At 45.5% G+C, this 25781-nt stretch carries 24 protein-coding genes, 1 tRNA gene and 1 pseudogene; 6 read left to right on the forward strand and 20 right to left on the reverse strand.

Annotation, left to right across the window (positions count from 1 at the left end; all coding sequences use genetic code 11):
* The first annotated feature begins 97 nt into the window (after positions 1–97).
* Positions 98–538: a hypothetical protein gene (locus EK22_RS02435; RefSeq protein ID WP_020158126.1), complete on the forward strand. Its 441-nt coding sequence runs from the start codon at positions 98–100 to the stop codon at positions 536–538.
* Between the two features lie 637 nt (positions 539–1175).
* On the opposite strand, the gene EK22_RS02445 is transcribed toward EK22_RS02435, so the two are convergent.
* From EK22_RS02445 to metH, 4 genes are read right to left on the reverse strand one after another with little or no spacing between them, the layout of a single operon-like run.
* Positions 1176–2561, reverse strand: a complete 1386-nt coding sequence (locus tag EK22_RS02445; RefSeq protein WP_036247756.1) for a class II fumarate hydratase — start codon at positions 2559–2561, stop codon at positions 1176–1178.
* On the reverse strand, positions 2554–2811 hold the full coding sequence (locus tag EK22_RS02450) for a glutaredoxin family protein (RefSeq protein ID WP_020158129.1): 258 nt from the start codon (positions 2809–2811) through the stop codon (positions 2554–2556). The genes EK22_RS02445 and EK22_RS02450 overlap by 8 nt, the downstream gene beginning before the upstream one ends.
* Positions 2811–3299, reverse strand: a complete 489-nt coding sequence (locus EK22_RS02455; protein ID WP_027147072.1) for a TIGR00645 family protein — start codon at positions 3297–3299, stop codon at positions 2811–2813. The genes EK22_RS02450 and EK22_RS02455 overlap by 1 nt, the downstream gene beginning before the upstream one ends.
* 41 nt (positions 3300–3340) lie before the next feature.
* Positions 3341–7009: a methionine synthase gene (gene metH, locus EK22_RS02460; RefSeq protein WP_036247758.1), complete on the reverse strand. Its 3669-nt coding sequence runs from the start codon at positions 7007–7009 to the stop codon at positions 3341–3343.
* 119 nt (positions 7010–7128) lie between these two features.
* On the opposite strand from metH, the gene EK22_RS02465 reads away from it, so the two are divergent.
* Complete coding sequence (locus EK22_RS02465; RefSeq protein WP_020158132.1) at positions 7129–7320, forward strand: DUF2970 domain-containing protein; 192 nt, start codon at positions 7129–7131, stop codon at positions 7318–7320.
* Positions 7321–7649: 329 nt separating this feature from the next.
* On the opposite strand, the gene EK22_RS02470 is transcribed toward EK22_RS02465, so the two are convergent.
* Together EK22_RS02470 and EK22_RS02475 are read right to left on the reverse strand one after the other, a co-directional pair.
* Positions 7650–8078, reverse strand: a complete 429-nt coding sequence (locus EK22_RS02470; protein WP_020158134.1) for a hypothetical protein — start codon at positions 8076–8078, stop codon at positions 7650–7652.
* 22 nt (positions 8079–8100) lie between these two features.
* Positions 8101–8487, reverse strand: a complete 387-nt coding sequence (locus EK22_RS02475; RefSeq protein ID WP_020158135.1) for a hypothetical protein — start codon at positions 8485–8487, stop codon at positions 8101–8103.
* A gap of 221 nt (positions 8488–8708) precedes the next feature.
* On the opposite strand from EK22_RS02475, the gene EK22_RS25425 reads away from it, so the two are divergent.
* Both EK22_RS25425 and EK22_RS02480 read left to right on the forward strand, forming a co-directional pair.
* Positions 8709–8840 (forward strand): hypothetical protein, encoded by a 132-nt coding sequence (locus EK22_RS25425; protein ID WP_006890565.1) that lies wholly within the window; start codon positions 8709–8711, stop codon positions 8838–8840.
* A 149-nt stretch (positions 8841–8989) separates the two neighbouring features.
* Positions 8990–10894: a DCC1-like thiol-disulfide oxidoreductase family protein gene (locus EK22_RS02480; RefSeq protein ID WP_036247761.1), complete on the forward strand. Its 1905-nt coding sequence runs from the start codon at positions 8990–8992 to the stop codon at positions 10892–10894.
* 472 nt (positions 10895–11366) lie between these two features.
* Here EK22_RS02480 and EK22_RS02485 read toward each other — a convergent pair whose 3' ends face one another.
* A complete protein-coding gene (locus EK22_RS02485) occupies positions 11367–11597 on the reverse strand; it encodes a hypothetical protein (RefSeq protein ID WP_040590397.1) in 231 nt (76 codons plus the stop codon).
* 249 nt (positions 11598–11846) lie between these two features.
* On the opposite strand from EK22_RS02485, the pseudogene EK22_RS02495 reads away from it, so the two are divergent.
* Positions 11847–13086: pseudogene (locus EK22_RS02495) on the forward strand (IS256 family transposase).
* A gap of 209 nt (positions 13087–13295) precedes the next feature.
* Here the strand turns inward: EK22_RS02495 and EK22_RS02500 are convergent.
* The 5 genes from EK22_RS02500 to amoC all read right to left on the reverse strand — a co-directional run bounded on the left by EK22_RS02500 (position 13296) and on the right by amoC (position 17320).
* Positions 13296–13502: a hypothetical protein gene (locus EK22_RS02500; RefSeq protein WP_152564990.1), complete on the reverse strand. Its 207-nt coding sequence runs from the start codon at positions 13500–13502 to the stop codon at positions 13296–13298.
* Between the two features lie 145 nt (positions 13503–13647).
* Positions 13648–13932 carry a helix-turn-helix domain-containing protein gene (locus EK22_RS02505; protein WP_152564991.1) on the reverse strand — a complete coding sequence of 95 codons (285 nt, stop codon included), beginning with the start codon at positions 13930–13932 and terminating at the stop codon, positions 13648–13650.
* A 425-nt stretch (positions 13933–14357) separates the two neighbouring features.
* Positions 14358–15602, reverse strand: coding sequence for a bacterial ammonia monooxygenase, subunit AmoB (gene amoB / locus EK22_RS02510; protein WP_020158143.1), 1245 nt, complete (start codon positions 15600–15602; stop codon positions 14358–14360).
* 104 nt (positions 15603–15706) lie between these two features.
* Complete coding sequence (gene amoA, locus EK22_RS02515) at positions 15707–16450, reverse strand: bacterial ammonia monooxygenase, subunit AmoA (protein WP_020158144.1); 744 nt, start codon at positions 16448–16450, stop codon at positions 15707–15709.
* A gap of 117 nt (positions 16451–16567) precedes the next feature.
* Positions 16568–17320, reverse strand: a complete 753-nt coding sequence (gene amoC / locus EK22_RS02520; protein ID WP_020158145.1) for a bacterial ammonia monooxygenase, subunit AmoC — start codon at positions 17318–17320, stop codon at positions 16568–16570.
* Between the two features lie 291 nt (positions 17321–17611).
* On the opposite strand from amoC, the gene EK22_RS02525 reads away from it, so the two are divergent.
* Positions 17612–18049, forward strand: coding sequence for a hypothetical protein (locus EK22_RS02525; protein ID WP_027147074.1), 438 nt, complete (start codon positions 17612–17614; stop codon positions 18047–18049).
* Positions 18050–18112: 63 nt separating this feature from the next.
* Here EK22_RS02525 and EK22_RS02530 read toward each other — a convergent pair.
* The 8 genes from EK22_RS02530 to aroK all read right to left on the reverse strand — a co-directional run bounded on the left by EK22_RS02530 (position 18113) and on the right by aroK (position 25762).
* Positions 18113–18188, reverse strand: a tRNA-Thr gene (locus EK22_RS02530).
* 25 nt (positions 18189–18213) lie between these two features.
* Positions 18214–19314: an alanine dehydrogenase gene (gene ald / locus EK22_RS02535; RefSeq protein WP_020158148.1), complete on the reverse strand. Its 1101-nt coding sequence runs from the start codon at positions 19312–19314 to the stop codon at positions 18214–18216.
* 12 nt (positions 19315–19326) lie between these two features.
* Positions 19327–20325: a glucokinase gene (glk, locus tag EK22_RS02540; protein WP_051961627.1), complete on the reverse strand. Its 999-nt coding sequence runs from the start codon at positions 20323–20325 to the stop codon at positions 19327–19329.
* The gene (locus EK22_RS02545; RefSeq protein WP_036247771.1) at positions 20322–20783 is read right to left on the reverse strand and encodes a DUF411 domain-containing protein; all 462 of its coding nucleotides are present in this window, start codon (positions 20781–20783) and stop codon (positions 20322–20324) included. The genes glk and EK22_RS02545 overlap by 4 nt, the downstream gene beginning before the upstream one ends.
* 574 nt (positions 20784–21357) lie before the next feature.
* Positions 21358–22422 (reverse strand): uroporphyrinogen decarboxylase, encoded by a 1065-nt coding sequence (gene hemE, locus EK22_RS02550; RefSeq protein WP_036247773.1) that lies wholly within the window; start codon positions 22420–22422, stop codon positions 21358–21360.
* Positions 22423–22570: 148 nt separating this feature from the next.
* A complete protein-coding gene (locus EK22_RS02555; protein WP_036247775.1) occupies positions 22571–24163 on the reverse strand; it encodes an ATP-binding protein in 1593 nt (530 codons plus the stop codon).
* Positions 24153–25232: a 3-dehydroquinate synthase gene (gene aroB / locus EK22_RS02560; RefSeq protein WP_020158153.1), complete on the reverse strand. Its 1080-nt coding sequence runs from the start codon at positions 25230–25232 to the stop codon at positions 24153–24155. The genes EK22_RS02555 and aroB overlap by 11 nt, the downstream gene beginning before the upstream one ends.
* On the reverse strand, positions 25229–25762 hold the full coding sequence (aroK, locus tag EK22_RS02565) for a shikimate kinase AroK (RefSeq protein WP_036247779.1): 534 nt from the start codon (positions 25760–25762) through the stop codon (positions 25229–25231). Before aroK ends, aroB begins: the two co-directional genes overlap by 4 nt.
* Positions 25763–25781: the final 19 nt, after the last annotated feature.

Here is a 25781-nt window from a genome sequence, read left to right on the forward strand (position 1 = left end):
ACTTCATTTTATACAATCATAAAACGCAGAGTGGGCAATATGCGTATAATGACGGCCTTGCTATTTCAATTTAAGACAGAATAACGGTAACACTTCCATGAAAAAACTACTGCTGATTTCCTTTTCCGCATTGTTTCTTTCAGCTTGTGCTGACAAAAATCAATATGAACAAGCTGTATTGGAACAAATGAAGAAAGAAAAAGATATCCAGGACTATAACATTGAGCCCCAGCACATGGCCGACTGTGTGGTTGATTTGACATCAAAAAACATGCCCGGCATTTTCCCTGGCGACCCCAACCGCATGACCGCTTACCGTAACTATACCAAGATGCTGAAGTTGAAGGATTCTGAAGATCCCAGGAAAACACTGGAAGAATTGCGCAACGATTTCGGCTCGGCCAAGGCGCTTGCCGACGCACATAGCAACTATACCGAAAGCATGATGAACTGCATTTCCGCCGTCATCATGGAGTCCGAGGAAGAAGCGGCCGCGGAAGAACCGAAGCCAGCGGAGGCGGAGCCGCCTAAAAACTGACAGTCGCCTCAAGGATGGAGGCGATCAAAAATGCCGCATCAAGCCAACGGATTGCGCGGATAGTAATCATAAAAACAGGCTGTAAATTGAATCGGGGCAATGGTATTGCCCCCGGCTACTGTTGCAAAAATACGGCGTCGCACGATCCGGTTTCTTTGTGCAACAGATCGCGTTACTTCACGGTGAGTGCTGCGCTTGCCGCAGAAGACCGGTTCCCCGGCCTATCCATCCGCTACCGGCGAGACCATCAACCTATCGCCGCCATCACATGCACGCCCCCTGTTATCGAACTTGCCGGACACACCATTGATCAACACCGGATGCGCCTCGGCAATCCGCACCGTCAACTGCGACAAGCATTCTGATTGTCGCCAAACCTGATGTCAGCCACCTGAGCCTTGTGGCTGATGGTAGCGGAAACCGGTATACCTATATGATCTGAACGTTCTTTATGCATAACCGGTTAGGTACGGTTTAAAACCGCCTCCATGAATGTATCGAATCATCATCGAGCGTTGGGTTACACAGCCTGATTCAGAGTCCGCTTGAATCAGACTGCGCAAAACACCGACAGATCGAGAGCGCACCGGTCGGGCGATGAGCGCTATTCGGCTCGCTTTCCTGTGCCGGGGCCGGGTTATTCGCTAATGCCGCCGCGGGTTAAATGCGCTGGCTCTAGTAATTTTTCCAGCTCATCCCGGCCCAGTTCTGTCATTTCAGCGGCAACGTCGATAATTGGCCGGCCCTGTTTATAAGCGGCTTTGGCGACTTCGGCGGCTTTTGAATAACCGATGATCGGATTCAACGCCGTCACCAGGATCGGATTTTTTGCCAGAGCCTGCTGCAGATTGTCTTCCCGGACAGTGAAACCGGCAATCGCCTTATCGGCCAACACGCGGCTGACGTTGCCGAGCAGTTCTATGCTTTGCAGAATGTTGTAGGCGATCACAGGCAGCATCACGTTCAGCTGGAAATTGCCGGATTGGCCCGCGATGGTGATCGTCGTATCGTTGCCGATCACTTGGGCCGCCACCATGGCCGTCGCCTCGGGAATAACGGGATTGACTTTGCCGGGCATAATGCTGCTGCCAGGCTGTAGCGCCGGCAGTTCTATCTCTCCCAGGCCCGCCAGCGGGCCGCTGTTCATCCAGCGCAAATCGTTGGCGATCTTCATCAGGCTGACCGCTATGACTTTCATCTGGCCTGATAATTCCACCATGGCGTCCTGCGCGCTCAGGCTTTCGAAAAACGATGCGTTCGGCTCGAACGGCAGACCGGTTTCTTCGCTGAGCGCCTGCGCGAATTTCGCCGCAAACCCGGGATGCGCGTTGATGCCGGTACCGACCGCCGTGCCGCCCTGGGCTAGCTTATAGACCCGGGGCAGCGCGGCATTGATGCGGTCGATGCCGTTGCGGATCTGTAGCGCCCAGCCGCCGAGTTCCTGACTCAGGCGCACAGGCATTGCATCCATCAAATGCGTGCGCCCGGTTTTGGTAATGTGGTCGAGAGCAGCGGCTTTGTCTTCCAGGGCCTGGGCCAGATGCGCCAACCCCGGCAGCAATACTTTCTGGCATTCGATCGCGGCGCTGACATGAATAGCGGTCGGGATCACGTCGTTGCTGCTCTGCCCCATGTTGACATGATCATTCGGATTGACCGGCTGACCAGCGATCCGGCCGGCCAAATTAGCCAGCACTTCATTGACGTTCATGTTGGTGCTGGTGCCGGAGCCGGTTTGAAACACGTCGATAGGAAAATACCGCAGATGATCGCCGTCGATGACTTGCTGGGCCGCCTGCACGATCGCCTGGCCGATAGCGGTGTCAAGTTCCCCCAGTTCCAAGTTGACTCTGGCCGCACTCTGCTTGATCAACGCCACGGTCTTGATGAAAGCCGGCGGCATGGTCAAGCCGCTGACCGGGAAGTTATTGACCGCGCGCTGCGTCTGCGCGGCATACAAGGCATCCGCCGGCACTTCCAGTTCGCCCATGCTGTCTTTTTCTATTCTAAAGTGTTCAGTCATTGCTTAATCCGCTAATAAATTCGTTAACATCGTTGCGATCAAACGGCCATCCCAGATCTTGTTGAGTGGCCGGATGATATAAAACAGGAATCCGTACCGCGTAATCGGTCTGCCATTGCGTCTGCTCGGCTATATCCACCGTTTCGATGACCAGCTGGGCGACATCTTGCGCTCGACATGTTTCAATAATCGCTTCCGCCTCTTCACACAGATGACAACCCGGCGTACCCAGCAGCAGTAGTTTTACCATCAGTGCTTGGTCAATTTGTCAAGATAGCCCATGAGTAAGGCGGATACCACGAAGGTGATATGAACCAGCGCGTACCACATGATTTTACTGTTATCGGTCGCTTGTATATTCATAAAAACCTTCAATAAATGAATCGAGGATATGGCGACTATCGATGAGGCAACCTTCATTTTCAGGGAGTTATAATCGTGCGTGCCCAGCCAGTCGAGTTTCTCGGTCTCCTCGCTCAGATCCATGCGCGAAACAAAGTTTTCATAGCCGCTGAACATAACGATAACGATCAGGCTGGCGACCAGTGTCAGGTCAATCAATGTCAGCAATTTGAGAATTAAATCCGACTCGTCAACTTCTAGAATATGCGGAATGAAATGATAAAATTCCTGAAAGAATTTGATCGAAAGCGCCAACAACGCCAGGCTCATGCCTACGTAAATCGGTGCTAATATCCAGCGACTGGCATACATGAGCCTTTCCAATGATCGCTCGATTTTCTGTTTTATTGTCATGCGTGTTTTATTCCCGGTGATTATTAGTGCAAATGTCCCGCCAGCCAGCGCTCAGCCTCGTCTTCAGCGATACCTTTGCGCCGCGCATAATCCGCCAGTTGATCCTTATCGATTTTACCGACATTGAAGTACTGCGCATCGGGGTGAGAGAAATACCAGCCGCTCACCGCAGAGGCGGGGTACATCGCATAGCTTTCGGTCAGTTCTATTGAGGTGCTTTCGGTTACATCCAGCATTTCAAACAACTTGGCTTTCTCGGTATGATCCGGACAGGCCGGATAGCCGGGCGCCGGCCTTATGCCCTGATAGGCCTCGCTGATCAACTGTTCATTGGCATAGGCCTCATCTTTGGCATAGCCCCAGTAATCCTTTCTGACTGCTTGATGCATGTATTCGGCAAACGCTTCCGCCAATCTGTCGGCCAGGGCCTTGAGCATAATGGCGCTGTAATCGTCATGATCCTGCTCAAACTGCCGCAGTTTTTCTTCTATGCCGATACCGGTTGTGACGGCGAATGCGCCAATATAATCGGCTTTGCCGCTATCGACCGGCGCGATAAAATCGGACAGGCAGAAATTTGGCCGGCCCGGCGCCTTCATGTTCTGTTGCCGCAAGTGATGCAAGGTCTCGAGTATTTGTCGGCGCGAATCATCCGTATAAACAATGACATCATCGCCATCGCTATTGGCTGGAAAAAAGCCGATAACAGCTCGGGCGGACAGCCATTCCTCGGTAATGATTTTTTTCAGCATGACCTGGGCATCGTCAAATAATTTTCTGGCCTCATTGCCGATGACTTTATCGTCGAATATTTTCGGATAACTGCCAGCCATTTCCCAGGTTTGAAAGAACGGTGTCCAATCGATATACCAGACCAGCGTGTCCAGCGGGAAATGATCGATGACTTTGGTACCCAGAAACGTGGGTTTGACCGGCTCATAATTACCCCACACGTATTTATTGCGCCTTGCCGCAGCCAGCGTATGTTGCTTGGTTTTCGCCTCACGACCTTTATGCCGCTCTCTGACCTCTGCGTATTCCGCACGGATTTTTTTGACGAAATCATCTTTCAGCTCATCGCTCAGCAGATTGCTGGCTACACCGACACTTCGGGACGCATCGGTCACATAAACGGTAGGCCCGTGGTAATTAGGTTCGATTTTTACCGCCGTATGCGCGCGCGATGTAGTGGCACCGCCTATCATCAACGGGATAACAAATCCCTGGCGCTCCATTTCCTTGGCCATATGCACCATTTCATCAAGGGACGGTGTAATCAGGCCGCTTAAACCGATAATATCGACGTTTTCCAGACGCGCAGTCTGCAGGATTTTTTCCGCCGGCACCATGACGCCTAAATCGATAACTTCATAGTTGTTGCATTGCAGCACGACGCCAACAATATTTTTGCCGATATCGTGCACATCGCCCTTGACCGTGGCCATCAGGATTTTACCGTTAGTCCTGATGTCACCGGATTTGTCGGCTTCCATGAACGGCATTAAATAAGCGACGGCTTTTTTCATGACCCGCGCGGATTTGACGACTTGAGGCAGGAACATTTTACCGGCGCCGAACAGATCGCCGACCACATTCATGCCATCCATCAATGCGCCTTCAATAACATGCAGAGGCCTTTCGGCTTCCAATCTCGCTTGTTCAGTATCCTCATCAATATAATCGGCGATACCTTTGACGAGAGCATGTTCCAAGCGTTTATTGACGGGCCAACTGCGCCATTCCTGATCCTCCTGTTTTACCGCAGTGCTGCCGTCGCCGCGATATTTCTCGGCCAGATCCAGCAACTTTTCCGTTGCGCCCGCATGACGATTCAATACCACATCTTCGACCGCATCGCGCAGATCTTCGGGGATATCGGCATAAATCGCGAGCTGGCCGGCATTGACGATGCCCATATCCATGCCCGCATGGATGGCATGATATAAAAACACCGCATGAATCGCTTCCCGCACCGGATTATTGCCGCGGAAAGAAAACGATACATTCGACACACCGCCTGAAACCAGCGCATGCGGCAACGTTTGTTTGATTTCGCGCGTGGCATCAATGAAATCCAGCCCGTAGTTATTGTGTTCGTCAATACCGGTCGCGATCGCGAAAATATTCGGATCAAAAATAATGTCTTCAGCAGGGAAGCCGACCTGCTCGGTAAGAATTTTATAAGCCCGCCGGCAGATTTCGACTTTTCTTTCTTTCGTATCAGCCTGGCCCTCTTCATCGAAAGCCATGATGATAGCCGCCGCTCCATAACGACGGACCAGTTTGGCGTGCTGTATAAAAGCCGCCTCGCCTTCCTTGAGCGAGATGGAATTGACGATACCTTTGCCCTGGATGCATTTAAGGCCGGCTTCCAGAATCTCCCATTTGGATGAGTCCAACATGATAGGCACTTTGGCGATATCAGGCTCGGAGGCGATCAGACTAAGAAAGCGCACCATCGCTTGTTTCGAGTCCAACATGCCTTCATCCATGTTGATATCGATAATCTGGGCACCGTTTTCGACTTGCTGCTTGGCGATGTCCAGTGCGGTCTCGTAGTTACCTTCGACAATCAATCGTTTAAATAACGCTGAGCCGGTTATATTAGTGCGCTCGCCCACATTCACGAATAAAGAATCAGGACCTATGTTCATGGGTTCCAGGCCGGCTAACCGGCATTGCTTCTCGATGTTCGGAATAGGTCTAGGGCGGTATTCCCGCACGGCTTCGACTATCGCCTTGATATGCGCCGGGGAAGTACCGCAACAACCGCCGATAATATTCAAATAACCGCTACGAGCCCAGTCTGCCAGTTCTTCGGCCATCGCTTCCGGCGATTCGTCATATTCACCGAACTCGTTAGGAAGGCCGGCATTCGGATGCGCAGAAACATGCGTATCCGCAATCGTTGATAATTCATCAATATGCTGGCGCAATTCTTTAGCGCCTAGCGCACAGTTAAAACCGAACGCAACCGGCTCGATATGTCTGAGTGAATTCCAGAACGCTGCCACGGTTTGTCCGGACAGCGTTCTGCCCGAGGCATCGGTAATGGTACCGGAAATCATGACCGGTAGCTTGTAACCGATTTGTTCAAAATACTGCTCAACCGCAAAAATGGCCGCTTTGGCATTGAGCGTGTCGAAAATGGTTTCAATCAGGATAATATCAGCGCCGCCATCGACAAGTCCGCGCGTCGCTTCAGTATAGGCCTCAACCAGATCGTCAAAGGAAATGTTGCGAAATCCCGGATCATTGACATCGGGAGACATGGAGGCAGTGCGATTGGTGGGGCCTAAAACGCCGGCGACAAATCGGGGTTTTTCCGGTGTCTTTTTGGTGAACTCGTCGGCAGCCTGTCTTGCCAGACGGGCCGATTCGACGTTAATCTCATAAACCAACGCTTCCATTTCATAATCGGCCATGGCAATGCGGGTAGCATTGAACGTATTGGTCTCAACAATATCGGAACCGGCTTCAAAATAAGCCTGGTGAATAGCTTTGATGATATCGGGCTGAGTAATCGACAACAAATCGTTATTGCCCTTAAGATCCACAGTCCAGTCCGCAAAACGCTCTCCCCGGTAATCTTTTTCTTCCAACTTGTAGCTTTGGATCATTGTCCCCATCGCTCCATCGAGAAATAAGATTCGTTGGGATAATTGCTGCTTTAGTAATTGTATTTTGCTCATTGAGACTGCCAAGGTGTATCAGTTGGAATAAACATTAGTAGCGATAATCGCCTTGAATATAATCATTGCTTAAAAAGCGATCAACCACTATTATTTTGGTATTTTATTTGGAGAAGGACATGTCAAAGCCAACGGTTATTCAAGTAATTAAGAGCGTTCTGTCTGCGGTCATCGGTGTGCGGAGCGAGGAGGATAGACAAAAAGACTTCGAACAGGGATCGCTTTCCACTTATGTTGTCGTAGGGCTAATTTTTATTGTTCTTTTTGTTTCCGGCCTTATTTTCCTTGTTTCCCTTATCACAGGTAACTAAGGGCATTTCTCTCTTAATTTTTATCATGGCGATTTTTTAAACATCATTGATAAGACCAGATGGTATCGGCATAGATTAAGCTTCAATTAACAATAAAACCGTCATATTCCATTAACTACATGCCTAAAAGACTTGTATTTATTCTTGAATTGATGGCGAAACCAAGCATCTCCCCATTCTCATTTGATTCTGTCTGAAAAAAAAGGTTCTGATATTTTTCAATTGGCTTCAAACCAGCTGTGTTGCCCTCCATGCCGTAACAAAACTGCGCCTACAGCCATAAAAAAAGCCCAAGCTGCGCTTGAGCTTTAATTTTAAGGGAACTATTTTTACTTTTCTGTTGTTTTAAAGCTCTGTTTTATGCCTTGAAACAGTTCCTTGAGACCACTGAATAGATTAGCCAAATTAAATTCTTCTTTAAGAACGAACTTATTGCGAACCACTGCAACGGCCATAAAACCGGCAATTGGAGGCATCAATTCAAAAAATATCGATAATAAAATACCGCCTACTCCTTGAAAACCACTTTCATTTTTTCTATCGCCAATACTCAATAAATCTCGTTCATAACCTGCGTTGCTCTCACTGCCTTTGATCGCCTCTAAAATATAGATATTGAACTGAACCAATAGCATTTGCACCGCAAAAAAGACCGCCGCACTGATCGCGACCCACATCAGCACATTATTTATTTTTGCTCTCATGGCTGACTGGTAAACCCAGAGAGCCGCAATAATCATTATAATACCGCCTATCATCGTTATACCTCTTTTTTAATTATCATTTTTTTGTCAGGAAGAAGAAAAGATATTTGCATTTCAAAACCATGTTGGCGCCGTCTTTTTCAACAACCCTGCATGATTCGTACTTTTCTCGTCCAGGTGTAGATTGCTTTTTCAGTACGCCATCCTCCACGGAATACTTCAAGGCTGCCTTAAATTCACTGGTGCGCCCGACAGAGTCAGTTGCTGTTGTTTGCAGCGTACCATCATCCTTGAAATCCCACTCAACGGTAATTTCCTTTTTTTCTCCGTCCAGTTTAATCGCTTCCGCATACAAGTTCCATTTTCCCAAGATCTCGGATTTGTCCTTTAATAGGACATCGGCATTCGCAGAGAGCGCAAAGAAAATTGCCGCCAGCGGTAATAGTTTAATGTATTTCTTCATCTTTTTATCTCAATATATCTGCTTTCAGGCCCTAGATTTTAAAGTATAACACAGCGGCTATCGAGCTTTAAATTTCAGCCAAGCGCAACGCCAACAGATCATCTCCCTTAGAAATCCTATAACAATTAACCCTTGACATTAACTTTACCTAAAGTATCATACGATTTCCGTTTGCTATATCATTAGCAGTTTCTAAATTACAAATTATAGGTAGGACACTCATGGGAGCGATCTTAGATATCACCGAAATGTTAAAAGAGCCAGCTGGCATGGTCGGCGCAGTTGTTGTTATAGCCGCTGGCTATTTCCTCGTAAAATGGGTTTTCGCTGAGCACCCAGACGACGAAAAGTAAGTTTTAACAAATTCGTCCCTACTTGGGCCGCTCACGCTTGGTTCACTAGCGTTTGTAGCGGCCTCAGTTTAGCCCCATATTTCCCCCCCGCAAGACGCATATTTATTTTATAATTTATACATTGATTGCTTCGTTTTTCGAATTTTAAAATGTATAAATTACTATCCTCCAAGATTTGGGATCTTCATTCCAAACAAGCACCTGCTATAGGTATAGGCCTGTTTCGATTATTTTATGGACTGGCCACCTTCCAGGAAATTATTTTCCTCTTGTATTTCAATCACTTGATTTTTGATCCGATACCCTATATCGATGTGGAATTCCCTATGATTCCCTTTTTTTTATGCCTATGGGGAATCATTGCCTTTTTTATCATCATCGGCTATCGCTATCAATTTGCAGTTATTTGCAATTATATCTTCTGGATAGTTTTTGTGAATTTTACGCCTATGCAACGGGATTTTGACGGCGGCTTTGATGTATTCATGATAGGCGCAGGATTTTTCTTGCTTTTTATGCCTGGCAACCGCGCCTTTTCCATAGACAGTCTCAGACAAAAGCTCAGCACACCTTTTACCCACTACAGCACTCATTCCAAGCCAACTGTTTCAGCTCTTGCTTATTACCTGCCTGTTGCCATTTGTCTTGGACTCCTTTATTTCGACTCCGCAATTCATAAAATGTTTGCCGAACACTGGCGCAATGGCCTTGGCTCCTGGTTACCATCCACGCAGCCCTACTATGTTTCGGCAATTGATATGTCCTTTTTATTAAACAATGAGTTTTTGGAAAAGACCATCGGCTATACTATTCTAGTCTTTCAGTTTACTTTTATATTTTTCTTCTCTAACCCTCATTTACGCATAGTTTATTTACTAGTCGGGGTCGGGCTTCACTTAGGCATTACTCTGTCTTTTAATATCTATCCTTTTGGTATGGGCATGCTTATATTTTATACGCTACTCATTCCATTTAGCTGGTGGAGATCCCTTGGCGAACTGGTTATCTCAAAACACCCCTCGCTTATTGTCTTTTATGATCAGCAATGTCCACTATGCAATCGAACCGTCCTCACCCTCAACCATTTCGATATTTTTAAAAATATCGATTTTAAATCGGCTCAAGAATACGCTTCCGACTATCCCGTCCTTGCATCATTAACCAACGAAACCTTACTCACTGACTTATATGCGTTAGATAATAATAGCCGCATCTACTCCGGCATTGACACTTATATTCAAATTTTTGCAAAAATGCGCTATCTGCTCCCCATTAGCGTACTTATGCGCCTACCCGGCATTTACCATTATGCCTCAAACAAATACCGAGCCATTGCCGATTCGCGCACCCGTATTTCCTGCTCATCCGATTGCATTGTAACGACACCACTATCTGATAATAGTTTTTATCATCGTTTTTTTGAACAATTCGCAACTCGCACACCAAAGGTGTTTTCGACCCGACTTTCAAAAGCACTCATCGTCATATTATTTTTGCAATTAAACAGCACCATACATTACGGTCTAATCTACAGGTTTAATCTAGATACAAAGCAGAACATTATTGCCTCGACTCTTGCTCAGGCAAGCAATTCATCATTATTGCTCTCTCAAAACTTTTCCGGCATTACACCTCATGCACTTTATCTACACGATCATTTTGCCGGCTATGACCATATTTTGGGCATTACTTATATCGATAAAAATAACGCCGAACATTGGTTGCCTTTCGTTAACGAGGAAGGCCGATTATTAGCGCCAAATTGGGGCAGAGTCCATTCCATGTGGGCAAATATTGCTGTCACACCTAATATAGATAACAAGCGTTTACACAAATTTATTATGAAAGTAACCGCTTTTTGGGGGCAAAAAATTGGCTTGGATCTTGACGATACGTTATTCCATATAAAGCTTAAGAAAATTGACGCGCCCGCATATTGGGTTCACGACCAACTACATAAAAACTTTTCATCTCCATGGAGTACGATTGGCACAGTCAAATGGAATAATGGCACTGTAGCCATTGAACTGCCTGAGAATATCAATGAGCTATAACTTTACAGAGAAATTTAGAAATATTTTATTATTGCATCATCAATGTAGTCATGATATAAATTGCCTGTGCTTAAAAAAACTGGCGCAAAAATAATTAAAAATAATTCACACCCCATTGGAGGATATTATTATGAAGAAAGTATTATCACTTTTAGCTATGGCATTAATGATTGTTGGCTTAACTGGCTGCATCGATGATCCAGATGGCACTAAACAAAAAGTTTCCAGCTCTATCGAACTTTAAGAAATAGAGCCCGTATAATCAAAGAACCCGGCTTAACGCCGGGTTCTTTGTTTTTGCCCTTTTGGCATGCCATTTAACATACGTTCTGGCACAGCCACCTATCAAGCCATAAAGCCCCCACTCCATCGCCTATTTTCTTCTAACCAAATCTATTGATCCTTGGCTATAAGTGTTTAGGTTCATAATGGATTCCAGGGAACTCTCTGGTAATCAGTTCCAGCAGTGAACTTAATAATGCTTGACCGCGTTTAGTTGCGTTATGCACAAACTTCGAAGAAGCCTAAATAAATGGGCTGATGCGCTTGAGAAATCGCGCAAGGCAAGCATAACCAGGAACTCAACTTTGATCAAAAACCTTCCATCGCTCACATACACCTCATAAAATCCATCGCGCGCAATTTCCCGGCACCATGGCAAACGCGCTTTTTCGAGCGCATCCCCATGACTCCAGACGGTCATAAATCGCCTATTCATTGATGTAAACGGCGTACCCGGCGCTATCATGTTTTGAATAATGGGGGCAGGATAGTCGCTTGCCGGACATTTTTTAATATCTTAATGATCATTGGCACGCCGTGCTGAATCTTACCCAATATCAGCGGCTTTTGAGCTATGCTCATTTCTGGTGTATGACTTAGAGATGAAAGCGGTGTAACCTGTTGGTAAAGATCTCGCCAGATCAACCACCAATATGAGGAAAACACCGCCATGACAGATAGTAATGTCATTAACCTGAATAAGCCAGAACAGAATGATCCGTTGCAGGAAGTGCTGCGTGAAAACTACTGGCTGCCGCCATTGAAGCCGAGGTCGCCGCCTTTCTCTCGCAGCATAGCGGCTTAAAAACCAATACAGATAAAGCCGCCGTGGTCCGGAACGGTTATCTGCCTGAGCGTTCGATTCAAACACCGGGCTCGGCGACATGGCGGTCAAAGTGCTGAAAGTACGGGATCGCTCCGGCTCGGGTATCAAGTTCAACAGCAGCCTGGTGCCGCCCTATTTGAAGCGCACCAAGAATATTGAGGAATTTCTGCCCTGGCTTTACCTGCGAGGCATCTCAACCGGGGATTTCTCGGAAACGCTGAAGCACCTGCTGGGCCCGGAAGCGCCGGGCTTGTCAGCGGCCACGATCAGCCGTTTAAAACAGGACTGGGAGCAGGATTACCAGGACTGGACCCGGCGAGACCTGAGCCAAAAGCGCTACGTCTATGTCTGGGCCGACGGTGTTTACAGTCATGTGCGCATGGACGACAGGCTGTGCCTGCTGGTGATCACCGGTTCCGATGAAAACGGCCGCAAGGAGCTGGTGGCTTTATCCGACGGCTACCGTGAATCGGCGGCAAGCTGGGAAGAGGTGCTGACGGATTTGCGGCAGCGGGGACTGAAGACGGCGCCCAAACTGGCCAATGGTGATGGAGCGCTGGGGTTCTGGAAAGCGGTGGGTAAACTCTGGCCGGAAACCGATCAGCAGCGCTGCTGGGTGCACAAGACGGCCAATGTCCTGGAAAAACTGCCGAAAGCCATGCAGCCCAAGGTCAAGGAGGCGCTGCACGCGATCTGGCAGGCGGAAACTCGGGAACAGGCCTATAAAGCCTTTGACCACTGCCTTGAGCGGTTCGAGCCGAAATACCCGAAAGCGATGGCGTGTTTGGCGAAAGACAAGGAGGCCATGCTGGCCTTTTACGATTATCCGGCCGAAAACTGGCAGTACATCCGGACCAGCAATCCAATCGAGTCGGTTTTTGCCACCGTCAGGCTGAGAACGACCAGAACCAAGCATTGCGGCAGCCGGACAACTACCCTGGCGATGGCGTTCAAGCTGATGGAAACGGCCCAGAAAAAATGGCTGCGCTTAAGAGGCTATCAGCAGTTAGTCGATGTCATTACCAGCGTGAAATTCGTCAATGGCATCAAACAAACCGGAGATCAACAACAGGATGTCGCTTGATTCTCTATACACCAGATTTGACAATAGCTCTTCTTTAACCACTTATTCCCTAAAACCGTTTATCTTTAGAGTGCGCTATATATTTGCACATCGGTCATGACCGAACCAAGTGCTATTTAAAATTTCGAATATGTTCGGGCTTTTCGTGTACGGTTAATGTATAAAGCTCATTGTACAAGCCCTTTCGCCGCACCTAGTGAATCCGTTATTCAGCAGGATTGAGTAGGGGCGAATAGCTGGTGTGCGCCAAGACCAAGCGCCGGCAACGACATGAACTGTGCGGTTTCGGCAAGCAACATCGGTCTCCATTCGCCGGCCATGAATTTTAGCATTATCGAGCAAAAAGTTAGCCGGTTGAAGCCTTTTTGCAGAAACAGGAACACAGTGAGCACGACGCCCATGATCCGCCTGTTCATTAATGCTTTGCCCGTTAAAAGTCAACACGCGTGTTTCCGTTCCGCTTTGAACATCGACTGTCAGGAAGCCGGGGCTTGGTATTTTTCTTAGCTCAGGCTTAATACGTATAGGACACACTCTGTAAAACAAACTTGTCCAGTACAATCACTGCGGCATCGTCACTGATCTGTGCCGTTTTTTAAGTCCGCGATAAAAAGGAGCCTGCGCTTGTGCTTCAGCATGACCGCAGTCGTGGCTCACTTTTTGTAGCGACAGACCCCATTGTTCGAACAGTTGATACAAGCGCGCACCGCTGATCTTGATGCGCCACTTGCGCTCGATCACTGCGCGCACCTGTTCCACCGTCCATTGATAGCTATTGATGACATAATTGGCCGACATCTTATGCAGCATCATATAGCGCACGATACACTGTCTCTGTTCGGACAAATATTGTTCCCGATGCTCCCCGGGGCCCGCTCAAACAATTATTAAAGCCGCCGGTAAATAAATGTAGAGCCAATGCACCAGCATCTACTGACGCACCTCTGGTTGACAGCAAACTAACAAGGCTCCGCCCATCCCAAATGGCTTTCAGCGTCAAAGCCGTCTACGCGACTAACGCCTTTGATGTTCATAATACCGTTTCCGCCAAGCTTTCCGACCTTGCGCGGCGCCAGACTCTGAAGACGTATTCTACGGATCATACATGGTCCTTAAATTCAATTTTTCAGTAGCCTTAAAAGATAGACGATTTTTGGATCAAATAGAGTATTTTATTTGATCGCACTTTCAAAAAAAAACCCCCGTCACCTATTCGGTAACGGGGGTTTTTAACCCTTAACTTACAGCCAAAGCTGTCAGTTAATTATTCATTAGATGAATGTTGGGATTAATGGTGCATCTACCATAGTCATTTGACGGTTGCCAGCTTCATCAAAGAAGAATAACAATCCAGCAAAACGGCTGTCTGGATCATAGATCAAGTCAGCTAAACGGTAAACTTCCCATGCAGCGTCAGAAGCTGTTACTTCAACAGTTCTTGATTCACCTGGAGCGATTGGGCTGTTATCGCTAACAGTCAAACCTTCTTCAGCTAACAAGTCATCTGGATAGTTAGTTTCATCTTCAGCAACTGCTGGATCCATGAAACGAACACCAGCTGTGTTGAATTCGCCTAAACGAATAGCTGAATCACCGTTGTTAGTAATAGTCAGTGTCATTTGCATAGCACGACCTGGTACACGGTAAGAAGCATCTTCAACTTTAACGCTAACTGTAGTTGCAGGCATTTCAATTGGCTTCATACCACGCATCAAACCAGCTTGCAGAGGAGTTGTTACAGGATACTGTTCGTTTGTGCTGCCCATTGAGAAAGCAACGATAGCGATAGTACCAGCTGCAAAGCCCATTGCAACTTTCTTGTCGGTAGCAGTGATTAAAGAATCACCTTTGCCTGACTCAACAGCGATTGAACGAGGAACGAACATTGGTTTACGAGCCCAATATACCAACCAAGCCAAGCCAAGAGCATACCAGAAAGCGTGCCAGAAGTAGATGTTACCCAGGTTGAAGTTTTCCAGGTCGATAGTTTCGCCTGTCAAAGTTGTAATTGGGTTAACAAATGATCCCATTGAACCAGTAATAGTTACCCATTTACCTGGACCAATGATTGGACCACCGCCTTCAACGTTCATCATAGTGTGAACGTGCCAGTCACCTGGACGACGTGCTTTTAACAATACTTTAAACTCATAAGTTTCGCCCAGCTCCAAAGTTACTGAACGAGGAACCAATTGACCACCGATCCATGATCCTGCACGAATAAATACAGGGCCTGGGATACCAATGTTCAAGAATGATACTTCTGGTTTATCAACAGTTTCAGGCCATCCAGCGAATACGTGGAATTTACCGGAAATTGTCATTGTATCGTTAACTGCTACTTCTTCTTTTGACCAGTTTAAGTCAAACCAGTGAATAGTACGCATACGCATGAAAGCGGCCTGTGACTTTTCACCGTGTGCAGATGCAGTTGGCGTGTAGAACATCGCTGCTGTAACAGTCATCAGCAGTGCGACAAAGGATAATTTAGCAACTTTGTCTTTAATCAATTTCATATATCCTCCTCTATAATAGAGAATCTATAGTTTTTCAGAGTATCTAGGGCAACTAAAATAAACGACTGCCTCTAGTCTTTTAGTGTAGTTTTCTGTAATGATTCTTACGCAGACTGAACAAAGTCTGGTTTTGCGAACCATTTACCGAAGAAATGCCACAAGAAGTAAATTAAGATACTCACGAAAGCAGAGAAGAATGCTGATACTGGAGCAACGTCTTTACCGAAAGTTCTTAGTGTACCTTTTTCAACCATTCTGATGTACTCAGGAGTACCAGTTCTTACGTAGTGGTAACCTTGTAAGTCAGCCAGAGTAAACATCATGCCATTGTATTCAACAGGAATGTGTAATGGCGCGATGATTGGCCAGTTGCCAGGATAGAACAACAGACCCCAAGCCATACCACCAACAACCGCTGTCAATGTCATGCTGTTAGACAGCATCAAAACAACATCAAGAACGATAGCGCCTGGCATCAGGTTTGAAGGGAAGCAGAAGTTAACTGGGAAATATGTCCATCCCCAGAAGTTCAGGTATCTGTTAACCCACTCACCCAGGAGCAGACCTAAGACACAAACAACCGCGCCGAAAGGCAGACGGTAACGGTACCACAAGCATGCTTGAACAGCAGCAGGGAAAGTGATTGAAACGATAGGTGCTACAGTTACCCATAGACGTCTATCTTTCCAGTCTGTCCAGAAATCCCAGTCACCACCAGTCAACATGTAGTGGATGTGATAACCACCTAGAATAACGAAAAACGCTGTAAAGAGAATCAAATAGTCGAACGTACGTGAAACTTTAACCGCTTCAGCACGTGAACGAACAGCTGATTGAGATGCGCTCATTAGCTTACCTCCTAAAGGATTTAAATTATTTTTATTAATGACTATCTTTCTCTATGCTGTTTTGCCTTAGAAAGAGGCAAAACAGCTAGGAGATAGTTATTACAACCGAAGACTCTATTAAGCTAAGTCTTTTTTCAACAGTTTAGAGATAGCACCAACTTCGATGTTGATAACACCCAGTACACCTAAAGCAGCCCATCCGAAGAATACGAAGCCGTAGTGTAATGGAGCAACGAAGAGTTCTTCCATAAACCAGAAAGTGTGACCCCATTCGTTCAAACCAACGTTTGGCAGAATCATGAAAGGACCAATTACTGATACCATGTACTGTAACGCCAGACCTTGTTGGTATGTAGGCAGTCTTGTTTTTGCATACAGGAATGAAGCAAAACCAGTAATGATATAGATAGGATAGCTCAAATAGAATTCGATGATATGGCTTGGTGTAAAGTCAGTATCACGAACGATTGTTTGATGCCATGTACCGTCTTGCTCAGTGAAGTAGCTAGCGCCATAATAAATAGCGATACCGTACATTACCAACCAAGTCCAGTGAGTGAAATGTCTTCTCAGTTCTTCTCTTGGAGTGATTGACATTACTTTACGATCACGAGTTTTCCAGATATAACCCCACAGAATTGATGCGGTTACAACTTCAAGAACTAGCTCAACATAAAGAAAGTTCATCCAATATGTTTCGAATTCAGGTGCGAATGAGTCCAGACCAGCTGACCAGCCATAAACACCTTCATACCAACGAACCCAGCCGTAGAACACTATGTATAATGCTGCTCCGGCAAACATATTTTTCTTATTTAACAGCGGTGCTTCCGCAGCATCAGCTTTCACTGATTCAGTTGTAGCTGCCATTTCTACCTCCTAAAAATTATCAAATCCCCAGTCTATTAAACCGGGAGTCTATAGTTACAACTCCATTTTCCCACCCTACTAATTACATTAGAATCGGGGTGCCACCAAGTCTATTTAGTGAGCGCTCAGTCTACCAGTTCGATCAACCTTGTCAAGTCAAAAACAATTTTGAATTTTATTTGTCTTAAACCCATGCCAGTCTTATTAAATTTCCTTACTCTTAAAACTTTGATTTCTGTTAAAATTCCCGCTGGCTCTTTCTTTTTTTTCTGACTCACCCATTCGAAATTTATGAAAAAACACCCTGTCTTAGTGCTTATGCTCGGCTTAATTGCACTGATTTTGATCCAGCGAGAAGTCATAATGCCACTGGTCAATAAAGTTATCCAATCTGACTTATTTCTTGTGGATAGCGAAGATCAAGGTAGCGTATCTCCTGTTTCCACCCCTTTAACCGGACTTGCTTTTACACATTGCAATAACTACATCAAATCTGAACTCGGTTCGGAAGTGTCAATTAACTTTCCGGAAAAGCCTCTTAATGCCTGGAGCCTTGGCGATTATCAATATGTGGTTAACGCTGAAATCGATATCACTAGAAATGCATCAAATACCGTTACCAAAAAATATGTATGTCGGATCAATTACAAAAATAAAAGCGACGAAGAAGGCGCATTCGATTTTTCTAACTGGACTATTTATGGCTTATCGGGTTTAGATGATATTTAGGATTTGCCGGCCTGTTTGCGCTAGCAGTTAACACTGAACGAACAGGCCGGTACTATTTGCGAATGGAGCCAATGGCGGGATTCGAACCCGCGACCTACTGATTACGAATCAGTTGCTCTACCGACTGAGCTACATCGGCTTTAATTAAGCAAGAAAGTTTTGAATCAATTTAAGGGCTGATATCTATTCATCATTCCCAACCCTTCCGCGACTGCTTTACATGTAATTTTTCCATCAAATACATTAATGGCCTTGGCAAGTTGCTGATCAGATTTTAACAATGTATGTCCAGCATCTGCTATTTTTGCGATATACGGCAATGTCACATCAACTAATGCAATAGTTGATGTTTTGGGATAAGCACCTGGCATATTGGTCACGCAGTAATGCACCACACCGTGCTTTATAAATACAGGATCCGAATGAGTTGTCGGCCTTGACGTCTCTATACAGCCCCCCTGATCAATACTGACATCAACAACAACTGAGCCTTCAGACATTGACCTTATCATTTCTTCACTAATGATTTTAGGCGCTTTGGCTCCTCTGCAGAGCACAGCCCCCACCACCAAATCAGCATCTATTACATGCTTTTGAATGCTCTCTTTATTGGACAGGAAAAAACTCGCTTCTGGCAATACGGACTTTTTCAATTTATGCATCCCTTGCTGATCGATACCCCCAATAAACACATCAGCGCCCATCGCGCAGGCGACCTGACCAGCATGCTGCCCAACCACACCATCACCGATAATGACAACCTTGCCAAATTTTTTTCCTAACACCCTGCCTAATTGCATTCCCTTGCCCTGATTAAATTTTGCCAGATAATAGCTGCCCATTAATGTTGCCATGTTGCCCGCGACCGCACTCATCGGCGCAAGAATTGGCAGTCGTCCCTGCTCATCTTCCAGCGTCTCATAGGCAATTGCAGTCACTCCCTTTTTCAATAATTCCAAAGTTAACTCCGGCCTCACACCAGCCAGATGAAAAAATGTAAAAACGATTTGCCTATCCAGATGCTGATATTCTGACGCCAAAGGCTCCTTGACCTTTACAACCATGTCTACAGCCCATGCACCAACTGTAGACACTAACTGCGCACCGGCCTGCTCGTACAGTTCATTGCTAAAACCGGATCCTAGTCCGGCATCGATTTCAACCAGAACAGAGTGTCCTTTTTGAACCAAAAATTTTGCAGCTTCAGGCGTAATCGCTACCCTGTTTTCTTTCTCTTTAATTTCCTTAGGAATGCCGATCTTCATTATTATGAACTATTAACTTTTCTCATTTAGCTGTTTTATAGCATGACTCATTGCACCTAATAAAGCCACTTCAGGGTTTACGCATATTTTGACCGGAATTTTCTGTAAAATCGGACGATAGCGGCCTTTATCAAGAAACCCTTGCATAAATACCCCTTTTTGCAAAAAAGGTAAAATTTTTACAGCTATGCCACCGGCCAAATAAATACCGGCATATGGTAGGCACTTAAGCGCAAGATTTCCCGACTCCGATCCATATATTCTACAAAAAATATTCAGCGTTTCTTCGCACAAAACATCACTTCCCGCAACGCCTGCTTCACCGATAATCGCGGCCGGATCCCGTTCCGCCATCAACTTTTCAGTCTCAGGTTGCGCCGGCGCCCATGCATTTTTTTTGAGAAATTGGTAAATATTTATCACACCTTCGCCGGATAGCAACCTTTCATAACTGACATGTTCAGGATATTTTTCCCTTAAATAATTGAATAACGCTATTTCCTGATCAGTAACAGGCGCATAATCCGCATGTCCGCCTTCTGTCGCTATAACATGATGCTTAGCACCATCCCATACAACTATAGACTCACCCAGACCAGTCCCCGCAGCCAGGATGGCAACATTGCCCTCCCGCTTTTCCGCATCTGAATTCAAGTCAATAAAACTCTGCTCCGGCAATCCCAGCACACCCCATGCGGTAGCTTCCAAATCATTTAGCAACCAGACATTTGGGGTATGTAATTGTGCACTGATTTTCGCTTGATTCAACACCCAGGGAAGGTTTGTCGCATTACAATTACCATCAATTACGGGGCCGGCCACACCGATGCAAACGGCTGATAGGTGAATGCTTTCAACATCGCCTAGAAACAATTTCAGCAGTTCGGCAAATGTTTGATATCCGGAGCTAAAGAACTGTTTTTTTTGGAAACAGCGCCAACTTCCGTCACCAAACTCGTATAACGCAAGAATCGTTTTAGTAGCGCCTATATCGCCAGCGAGAATCATCATTTGCTCTCATAACTGTTAAATACCTGATAACGTTTTTCACTGTCAAAGCTTATTACCTGATAGGGATCTTTCTTACCACCCATTCCCATACCTGGCGTACCCGCCGGCATATCAGGAACGGCTATTCCAGTAACCTTCGGTTTCGTTTTCAAAAGTGTATTAATATCATTTGCAGGCACATGCCCTTCAATAACATATCCCTCGACTAAAGCCGTATGGCAAGAAGCCATCGTACCTGGAACACCATATTTACTTTTTATAGCCTGAACATCACTCGTAACGATATCCTTTACGTTAAAGTTATTATTCTTCAAATGTCCCACCCATTTTCCGCAACAACCACATGAAGGACTTCTATAAACAACTATATCAACCGGTTTGCCTACTTCATCATCAGCCTTAACAGCAGCATTGACAATGAACAAACCTATAACCGGAAGTAACTTAAATAATTTCATAATACAACCTCTTTAATCTCTCAACTATTTGTGGTGAGCACGACAATGATTTTTTACTTACCGACGTATTCATAATAATATCCGCATAGGCAAATGCCCCGCCATACAACTCTATAACAGTTCAGTATCGGTGAAATGGTAGATTTCAACTGTTTAGAAGGAAAGTTCATTGTTCGATACCATTTTCGAAAAATCATGTTTCCTTGTCTTTCCACACAGTAAAATCCACCCAAACCCAAAGCGCACTGATGAATAGGGAGTCAGATTGTCCAGACCTTCATTTCTGAGATCATTGGACCTCGCCCTGAAAATCTCACGACTTCTCCCAGAAACTTGTTTTCTTAGACCAAATGAACGGTTCTTGTATCCTGGAGTACTTAAGATTCAGAAAAAATAGCCATTACCAGCCACTAGCCCAGACAGGGCATAACATGCAGTACCGTCGCCCGAATCTCATCGACAACACAGGATATTGCTCGTTACATCTTTTATTGACGCTTGCAAATGTCTTTCAATAAACGGAAAGTTCACGCTCCGTCTTTTAACTAAAACGCTTCATTACCAATGATATGGATTATGAGTGATATGCCGGACTGTACTTATGTACAGCATCAACCATTGCTTTAACGTGAGTGGGGTTTATGTCGGGCAAAATGCCATGACCCAGGTTGAACACGTGACCGGAGCCCGAGCCATATTTATGTAAAACAGCTTTTACTTTTTCGGTAATAATATCAGGACTCGCATAAAGTGAGACAGGATCCATGTTGCCTTGCAAAGCAACCCGGTCACCAACTCTGGCGCGAGCTTGCTTTATATCCGTCTGCCAATCCAGACCCAGCGCATCATATCCGGCATCCACCATCGCTTCCAGCCAAAGCCCTCCCCCCTTGGTAAACAAAATGCTAGGAATCTGCTGTCCGTTCATATTGGTCTTCAGTAATGATCTGACTTGCTTGGCATAATATAAGGAAAACTCGGCATAGTCTTCGGAAGTTAATACGCCCCCCCAGGTATCAAATAACATGACAGCTTGAGCACCCGCTTCAATCTGAGCATTTAAATAAGCTGCTATGGAACGGGCCAACTTATCAAGCATGACATGCATCAGCTTGGGTTGTTCATACATTAAACCTTTTACTCTATGAAAGCTTTTGCTAGAACCACCTTCAACCATATAAGTTGCCAGGGTCCAAGGGCTGCCGGAAAACCCGATGAGAGGCACACTACCTTGTAGTGATTTCCTTATTAGCCGAACGGCATCGACTACATAGCGCAACTCCGTCTCCGGATCTGGAATTGGCAATTTATTGATATCTACTGCTGTTCTTACCGGATTGTTAAATTTTGGCCCTTCTCCTTCGGTAAAATAAAGCCCCAAACCCATCGCATCAGGTATGGTCAATATATCTGAAAACAGAATGGCAGCATCAAAATCAAAGCGTCTTAAAGGCTGTAGTGTGACCTCGCATGCTAGCTCGGGATTAGTACATAGATTTAAAAAACTGCCAGCCTGCTCCCTGACTTTTCTGTATTCAGGTAAGTATCGCCCCGCCTGACGCATCATCCAGACCGGCGTCCGATCGACTGGTTGCTTTAAAAGGGCTCTGATCAAGGTGTCATTTTTTAATTCTGTCATCACTTTTTTAATTTTCCGGTTAAAATTGATCGTGTCTTCCTTAAGCCACGAGACGCTAACACTTAAAGAATGCCCTTTTACTCCGAGCACTGAGGCATAAGGACTTTAATAAAAACGGTTGCTCAATTAAACGACTGGCCGCCGGCCTTTATTTAATCGTACTGATCTTCACCGGTATCGCCTTGCGAAACTCAGTAGGTAATGAATTTCTGGCCAGGCTCGCTTGAGCAGAACTGAAAAACGAACCATACATCAAAACATACCTTTCCTTGCCTTTGGTTATTTTTGGGATATATCTGATTTCCATTCCTAATGCCAAGTATTTTTTCAGCACATTCATTACCGAGTGTTGCTTCGATAATACCATGAGCTGCAGCGTGAAGTTATTAGCCGGTTGCGTTGCCAGCCATTGCCTTCCGCTGTCTTGATCAGCTGGCACGGCTACCGCTTGCTCATTCGATACCGTTGTTACTTCTACACTTTTTTTCTTGTCAGTTATGCCAGATTCTTCAGCTAAAACCGGCTCGACATGATCAACCGGTTTACCTTTTTTCGCTTCATCAAATTTGCCGTTTTTATCCAAATGCAGATCAGTATCTTGCGACTGCCTAGCATTTAAAAGCCTTTTGTTTTCCATATTAACACTAGGGGATTCCGCATCATTTTTCCCCGGCATATTTTCAGGCGCCAGTGCAAACGTTTCTAATTCATCCAGATTATCTACAATACCTTCTGCTCCAGACAGCGTCGAAATCTTTTCATTCATCAACGACTGTTGTTGCAATGCATCTTGTTGAATTGGCGGCACAGCGTGTTCATTCTGGGAAATCTCAGCCGGGGCCGGCGGCAGCAAAGCGGTTAATGATGGTGTTTTCTCATTGCCGCCCCTCGATCCGACAGAGGCCATAGCAACCTCATTATTCTCAATATGCTGTTCAGAAGTCGCCCACTGCACATAGAGTGCTATGCTAATTAATCCGGCCACAGCGGCCGTCAGTATCCATCTGGCGTTGACGCTTGGCTTGGGATTACTGGCTAAAACAGGCAATTCAGCGATAATTTTCCCTGGAATTCCATGCGTTTCCCGATAAACAGCCTCTATCATGTTTTCATTGATCGCATTAAACGAAATTTGCGTCCAAGACTTTGTTGATAAATGTTGTAAAAACTCACCGCATTGTTTTTCTGATAAAGGCGGTATTTCTACAAAGTGACAATCATCAATAACGCGGTCCGATCTGTTTTTAACGTGCAATTCATCATGCGTTAACACGAAGACTACTCTTAAAACCGGATTTGACTCAACATAGCGAATTATGGTTGTTATCAGGCCTGGCACCAGCTGACCTGCATCATCAACAATCAGAATTATGTTTTTGTTTTGACATTCATACTGCCCCAAAGCCGCTGTTAAAGCCTGACTGTATCTTTCAGGCCTATCGTGCGCAATGGTTTCGGATAGATGTTCCTGAATTTTTTCAAAGCTTAATCCAGCATTACCTTGTATTGGACAATACAACCATGACTCAACCTTGCGGTCCTGCAAGACTTTTAATAGCGTTGTTTTGCCGATACCTTCCGGGCCGCAAACAATAAGGGGCTGGGTTAAATTAGCAAGAAGATGAATTAATAATTCAAGCTTCTGTGTTCGTTCTTGCGTTATCAAAGAGTGAACAGCCGTGTCTACTGGCGTATTCAACGACTTTTTCAGATGATACGTAAAGGTATCATTATCTACCATATATTTTAAGCGTAGCTTCTAATAGTTCTTGATTTATACTGACCGGCAAGGTTGCTTCACCGATTTTTTTTAGCAAAATCAACCTTATTTGTCCGTCTACATTTTTCTTGTCAACCGCCATTAATTCAAAAAACTGCTCTGCACCAATCTCTTCCGGCGGTTTAACCGGTAATTTGGCCCTTTTGAAAAGCGTAGTAATTCTGGTCACATCCTCATCGTTTAACCAATCTAATCGCCTCGAAAGATCGGCAGCTTGACAAGTTCCGATAGCTATGGCTTCACCATGCAGATATTGACCATAGCCTGCACCGGTCTCAATCGCATGTCCAAAAGTATGTCCTAAATTCAACGTTGCTCTAATGCCGGCCTCTGTTTCATCTTCAGCGACAACCTCAGCTTTATTAATACATGACCTTTCAATCGCAAAGGCCAGCGCTTGCTTATCTCTTGCCAGCAATGCATCAATATTATTTTCCAGCCAGATAAAAAACTCCAAATCTCTAATCAGGCCATATTTAATCACTTCCGCCAGCCCCGCCGACAACTGCCTGTCATCGAGCGTATCCAAAACATCGGCATCGGCAATAACACATTGAGGCTGATAAAAAGCCCCGATCATGTTCTTCCCTAGCGCATGATTAACGCCGGTCTTTCCGCCTACCGAAGAGTCAACCTGCGCCAACAGGGTTGTAGGTATCTGCAGAAAAGGAATACCCCGCTGATAACAAGCCGCGGCAAAGCCGCCCATATCACCGATAACACCTCCGCCCAAAGCGATCAGCGTCGCGTTTCGACTAAACTTGCCGGCCAATAATTTATCAAAAATTTTAGTGACGAAGTCTAATGTTTTGTATTGCTCACCATCAGGCAGAATCACTGTTTCAACGGTATAATCCCGCAGGTTCTTCAAAACCGCGTCCAGATATAACGGCGCTATGGTGTCATTGGTAACGACCAGAACCTGCCTGGACTTTATATGCTGAGAGAACAGCTCAGCTCGACTCAATAACTCAGAGCCAATATAAATGGGGTAGCTGCGGTCACCCAGCTGTACTAGTAATTTTTTCATTTGTGTAAACGATTAATTGCTCTATATTTTTCCAGGATATGGTTAACAACCGTTTTGCTTTGCATTGTCCCTGTGTCGACTTTGTAGTCGGCACAAGACAAATAGAGGGGCTCCCGCTGTGCAAACAGGCTTTCTAGACGTTCTTTGGGGTTCTCTATTTGCAATAACGGTCGTTGCGAATCTCTGCGCGTTCGCTCCAGAATCCTTTCTACCGAACATTGCAAGTAGACAATAAATCCATTTTCCTTCAAGAGTTTGCGATTTTGCTCCCGCAAAATCGCACCGCCACCAGTAGCCAGTACGATACCTTTTTTTTGGATCAGCTGTTGAATCATTTTCTGTTCGCGGTCCCTAAATCCGTCTTCGCCTTCAAATTCGAAAATTGTAGGGATATCAACACCGGTGCTTTCTTCAATTGCCTTATCACTGTCATAAAAAGGCAGTTTGAGGGCCTTCGCCAACTGCCGGCCTATAGTGGTTTTTCCGGCACCCATGAGGCCAATTAAATAGATATTTTCTGATTGCATCATGAGTTATTTGATTCTATAT

It is taken from the genome of Methylobacter sp. BBA5.1 (assembly GCF_000746145.1).
Classification (GTDB): Bacteria; Pseudomonadota; Gammaproteobacteria; order Methylococcales; family Methylomonadaceae; genus Methylobacter; species Methylobacter marinus.

Excerpts from the sequence above, each read along its gene's own strand:
- EK22_RS02435 (WP_020158126.1), top strand. The coding sequence starts at position 98 with ATGAAAAAACTACTGCTGATTTCCTTTTCCGCATTGTTTCTTTCAGCT.
- EK22_RS02445 (WP_036247756.1), bottom strand. The coding sequence starts at position 2,561 with ATGACTGAACACTTTAGAATAGAAAAAGACAGCATGGGCGAACTGGAA.
- EK22_RS02450 (WP_020158129.1), bottom strand. The coding sequence starts at position 2,811 with ATGGTAAAACTACTGCTGCTGGGTACGCCGGGTTGTCATCTGTGTGAA.
- metH (WP_036247758.1), bottom strand. The coding sequence starts at position 7,009 with ATGAGCAAAATACAATTACTAAAGCAGCAATTATCCCAACGAATCTTA.
- EK22_RS02465 (WP_020158132.1), top strand. The coding sequence starts at position 7,129 with ATGTCAAAGCCAACGGTTATTCAAGTAATTAAGAGCGTTCTGTCTGCG.
- EK22_RS02470 (WP_020158134.1), bottom strand. The coding sequence starts at position 8,078 with ATGATAGGCGGTATTATAATGATTATTGCGGCTCTCTGGGTTTACCAG.
- EK22_RS02475 (WP_020158135.1), bottom strand. The coding sequence starts at position 8,487 with ATGAAGAAATACATTAAACTATTACCGCTGGCGGCAATTTTCTTTGCG.
- EK22_RS25425 (WP_006890565.1), top strand. The coding sequence starts at position 8,709 with ATGGGAGCGATCTTAGATATCACCGAAATGTTAAAAGAGCCAGCTGGC.
- EK22_RS02480 (WP_036247761.1), top strand. The coding sequence starts at position 8,990 with ATGTATAAATTACTATCCTCCAAGATTTGGGATCTTCATTCCAAACAA.
- EK22_RS02485 (WP_040590397.1), bottom strand. The coding sequence starts at position 11,597 with ATGACCGTCTGGAGTCATGGGGATGCGCTCGAAAAAGCGCGTTTGCCA.
- EK22_RS02500 (WP_152564990.1), bottom strand. The coding sequence starts at position 13,502 with ATGAACAGGCGGATCATGGGCGTCGTGCTCACTGTGTTCCTGTTTCTG.
- amoB (WP_020158143.1), bottom strand. The coding sequence starts at position 15,602 with ATGAAATTGATTAAAGACAAAGTTGCTAAATTATCCTTTGTCGCACTG.
- amoA (WP_020158144.1), bottom strand. The coding sequence starts at position 16,450 with ATGAGCGCATCTCAATCAGCTGTTCGTTCACGTGCTGAAGCGGTTAAA.
- amoC (WP_020158145.1), bottom strand. The coding sequence starts at position 17,320 with ATGGCAGCTACAACTGAATCAGTGAAAGCTGATGCTGCGGAAGCACCG.
- EK22_RS02525 (WP_027147074.1), top strand. The coding sequence starts at position 17,612 with ATGAAAAAACACCCTGTCTTAGTGCTTATGCTCGGCTTAATTGCACTG.
- ald (WP_020158148.1), bottom strand. The coding sequence starts at position 19,314 with ATGAAGATCGGCATTCCTAAGGAAATTAAAGAGAAAGAAAACAGGGTA.
- glk (WP_051961627.1), bottom strand. The coding sequence starts at position 20,325 with ATGATGATTCTCGCTGGCGATATAGGCGCTACTAAAACGATTCTTGCG.
- EK22_RS02545 (WP_036247771.1), bottom strand. The coding sequence starts at position 20,783 with ATGAAATTATTTAAGTTACTTCCGGTTATAGGTTTGTTCATTGTCAAT.
- hemE (WP_036247773.1), bottom strand. The coding sequence starts at position 22,422 with ATGACAGAATTAAAAAATGACACCTTGATCAGAGCCCTTTTAAAGCAA.
- EK22_RS02555 (WP_036247775.1), bottom strand. The coding sequence starts at position 24,163 with ATGGTAGATAATGATACCTTTACGTATCATCTGAAAAAGTCGTTGAAT.
- aroB (WP_020158153.1), bottom strand. The coding sequence starts at position 25,232 with ATGAAAAAATTACTAGTACAGCTGGGTGACCGCAGCTACCCCATTTAT.
- aroK (WP_036247779.1), bottom strand. The coding sequence starts at position 25,762 with ATGATGCAATCAGAAAATATCTATTTAATTGGCCTCATGGGTGCCGGA.